Source organism: Bacillus sp. J33, assembly GCF_000518885.1.
Classification (GTDB): Bacteria; Bacillota; Bacilli; order Bacillales; family Cytobacillaceae; genus Cytobacillus.
Window position 1 is genome coordinate 1 of record NZ_JAEL01000177.1, and the last position, 3,411, is coordinate 3,411.

2 protein-coding genes are annotated in these 3,411 nt (G+C 40.9%); both read right to left on the minus strand.

Annotated elements, in window-relative coordinates; all coding sequences use genetic code 11:
- Positions 1-121: 121 nt before the first annotated feature.
- Positions 122-1,582, minus strand: a complete 1,461-nt coding sequence (locus L634_RS0128290) for a spore germination protein (protein WP_026585280.1) — start codon at positions 1,580-1,582, stop codon at positions 122-124.
- A gap of 266 nt (positions 1,583-1,848) precedes the next feature.
- Positions 1,849-3,303, minus strand: a complete 1,455-nt coding sequence (locus L634_RS0128295; RefSeq protein ID WP_084029056.1) for a rhomboid family intramembrane serine protease — start codon at positions 3,301-3,303, stop codon at positions 1,849-1,851.
- Between the last annotated feature and the right edge of the window lie 108 nt (positions 3,304-3,411).

The window sequence follows — 3,411 nt, forward strand, 5'->3', positions numbered from 1 at the left end:
CCTTTGTCCTTTTTTTGCCATAAAAAATCACCCCTTAAGTCAATGTTGCCCAACTGTGGGTTTTTCAACATCTACTATAAGGGGTGCAGTCTAATACCAGGGAGGGTTTCCAAAGAAAGGTCTATCGGTCGGGATCTTTTGGATGCAGGAAGCGAGGACGCCTGTTCTTTAACGGAATTGGAGATCTGACCAATACATCCCGGAATGCCCTGAGGTTGAAAGGAATAAATGGCCATAAATACGGCACTCCAAACGATTTCATTCTTGACAGCATAATAATGAGCAGTACAATTCCAATAACATATCCGTATGTATGGAACATACTTGTTGCAATAAGCAGCCCAATTCTGATAAGCCGATTTGCCAGGCTCATTTCATAGCTAGGTGTTGAAAAAGTACCAATCGCTGCTATCGCCAAGTAGAGAATGACCTCATTAATGAATAAACCAACTTCAACTGCAACCTGCCCAATCATCAATGCTGCCACCAGCCCAAGGGCCGTGGCAAGTGCAGATGGCGTATGGATTGCAGCCATACGCAGCATATCCAGCCCCACTTCAATCATAAGAAACTGAGCAACTAGTGGCAGCTGGCCTGTTTCGTTTGGTCCAATATATGATAAGGCATCAGGAAGCAGCTGCGGTTCAACAGCAAATAGATACCATAGCGGCAAAAGAAAAATTGATGCCCAAACAGCCAAAAAGCGCACAAACCGCAAATACGCACCTACAAGAGGTTTATTCCTGTATTCCTCTGCATGCTGTAAATGATGCCAGAATGTAGTTGGAGTAATAATGACACTAGGCGACCCATCCACTATAATACAAACATGGCCTTCATAAAGATGGGTTGCTGCTGTATCCGGCCTCTCCGTATACCTAACCATTGGATATGGATTCCAATGACGTCCTGAAATAAATTCCTCAATGGATTTTTCAGCCATGGGAAGGCCATCGGTATCAATCTTGGAAAGGGATTCTTTTATTTTCTCCACCATCTCCGGGTCTGCTATGTCTTCAATATAACTGACAACAATATCCGTTTTGGACCGCCGCCCTACTTGCATATATTCCATACGAAGAGTGCGATCCCTTATCCTTCTGCGAGTTAAGGCCGTATTAAAAACGAGGGTTTCTACAAAACCGTCCCTCGAACCGCGGACAACCCTCTCAATATCCGGTTCCTGAGGGCCCCTTACAGGGTAGGTTCGTGCATCAATCAGAATGGCTTTATCCACTCCATCTACAACCAGGGCAGTAGGACCAGCCAGCACCATATCCACTACTTTATTTAAGTCATCGCTTGTTTCAACCTCAACATAAGGAATATACGTTTTAATAAGCCTTGAAAGGGTGTCCCCTTCCAATTGATCTTTGTCCAGTCCTGCCAGCATTTTCATCAAATAGTGCAAAATATCATCTTTTACAAAACCATCTACCAAATAAAGGGCCATTTCTCTCTCGGCATATTCAACATCAAGCTGAATAACATCAAAGCTTTTTTCTACACCAAGAGCCTCTCTTAAGTAGGCAATATTTTCTTTAAGCGACACCTTTACAGGCTCACGTCTAACCTGCTCCAAAATCCACACCTCAGCTATCTATGCCATTCTTTTCCTTGCATACTATTCAACAGCATAGACATGCAAAAAAAAAATCATACCACCGAGCAGTATAATTCTTAAATAGCTTTGGTTTTTCCTAGTACTTAAAAGAAGGGCTCTTTTCTCATAAACTGTTGTTTTACTTAAGAATCCGTCCGTTGATTAAACTAAGTTCGCCTTTACGAAAAGAGCCAAAAGAAAAAACATTTCTTAAATTACTATGTTTATTGCCGGACTGAAGTTTCCTATTCTGATATTTGCTCTATTAGCTGCTGATATTCCTTCTGCTTCGGATTTAACTCAGCCGCTTTTTGGGCATGCTGCTTTGCTTTAGCTGCGTTTTCTTCTTCTAAATAGATAAGCGCCAGGTTATAGTGTGCTTCATGGAAAGATGCTTTTTCTTCAATTACGTACTTCAGATGTTCTTTCGCATCCTGAAGGTTTCCTTGTTTTATTTCAGCATAGGAGAGCAGAAAATAAGCTTCGGCTGTAGCACCTTTATCTTGTATAAAGTCAGCAAGGAATGTGCTCGCTTTCTCGTAATCCTCCGTTTTAATATATTCCTGTGCCATGACAATCGCTGTCTGATCATTCATCAGTTTTCCAGGTTCACTAAATCCATATTTTAATAAGCCTGCTGCCAAGCTGACTGATAGAACTAAAAACAGCAGCTGAACCCATGCTTTTCTCCTCTTTGGAAAATGAACAATCCCAGTGGCAAGAAAACCGCCAATCAGCCCTCCGATATGGCCCGCATTGTCTATGCCGGGGAGTGTAAATCCAAAGGCCAGGTTTATTCCCAGGACAATAATAATATTAAATCCCATTGTCCTGAAGAAGAGCTTTGGATAAATAAACCCAAAATATAATAGTGCACCAAAACAGCCAAAAATAGCACCACTTGCACCTGCTGACAGGGTTGGACTAAATATAAAACTGGCTAAAGTACCCCCAAACCCTGCTAAAAGATAGATAAATAAGAACCTAATATTTCCGTAGACTCTTTCCACTGCAGAACCCAGATAAAACAGTGCCAGAGTGTTCATTAATAAATGCAGAATCCCGATATGAAGCACTATTGGCGTAAAGAAACGCCACCATTCCCCATCTAAGATTAGCGGGTTGAATTTAGCGCCATACTTAATTAGCGTGGAGGTGTCCGTACTCCCGCCTTTCCATTCCATAAACAAATACATAGCTACTTGAATAAAAACAAAAATATAAGTGAAAAAAGGCTTTCCGAAATTAAATAGCGCCTTTTCCTTTTTTGCTTTATTAACTGCATTTGAAAGAGCTATATGTTTGAGCTCATCAGCATCTGCTTCAGTAAATTCCCCTTCATGGAGCGTAAGCGGAATATAAAAAGCTTCTTCAATTTGCTTTATGCTATCCGGATTTCTTGAATCAATAATCAGCGTTTGAACAGCTGCTTTCCCTCCCTCAAGCATATATGGTACTGAAATCCGAAATTCGTAATCATCAACAGGAGGGTATTCTGTCACATATATATTGATAATCGGCAAATTCTTTCTGCCAAGCTGCCTTCTGATTGATTCTGCTTTATGGGCGGTTTCTTCAATATCCCGCTGCATCCAATTGCTCCAATCAAGATTATATTTTAGCAGCCGTATAACCTTCGCTTCTTTATTTTCAAGCTTTTCAAGCCAAAGTTCATCCTGCTCTTTTGACAGTTGAATCATTCTGTACTCTTGGACTGTATTTGGCAAGCAAAAAATGCATGAAACGGCAGTTTAAAATGTAACCACTTGCCAACATTATTGCTAGTTTTGTAATAATGACTCTTTATA

Bases quoted from the DNA above. Each gene is read 5' to 3' on its own strand.
- L634_RS0128295 (WP_084029056.1), bottom strand. From the start codon at position 3,303: ATGATTCAACTGTCAAAAGAGCAGGATGAACTTTGGCTTGAAAAGCTT.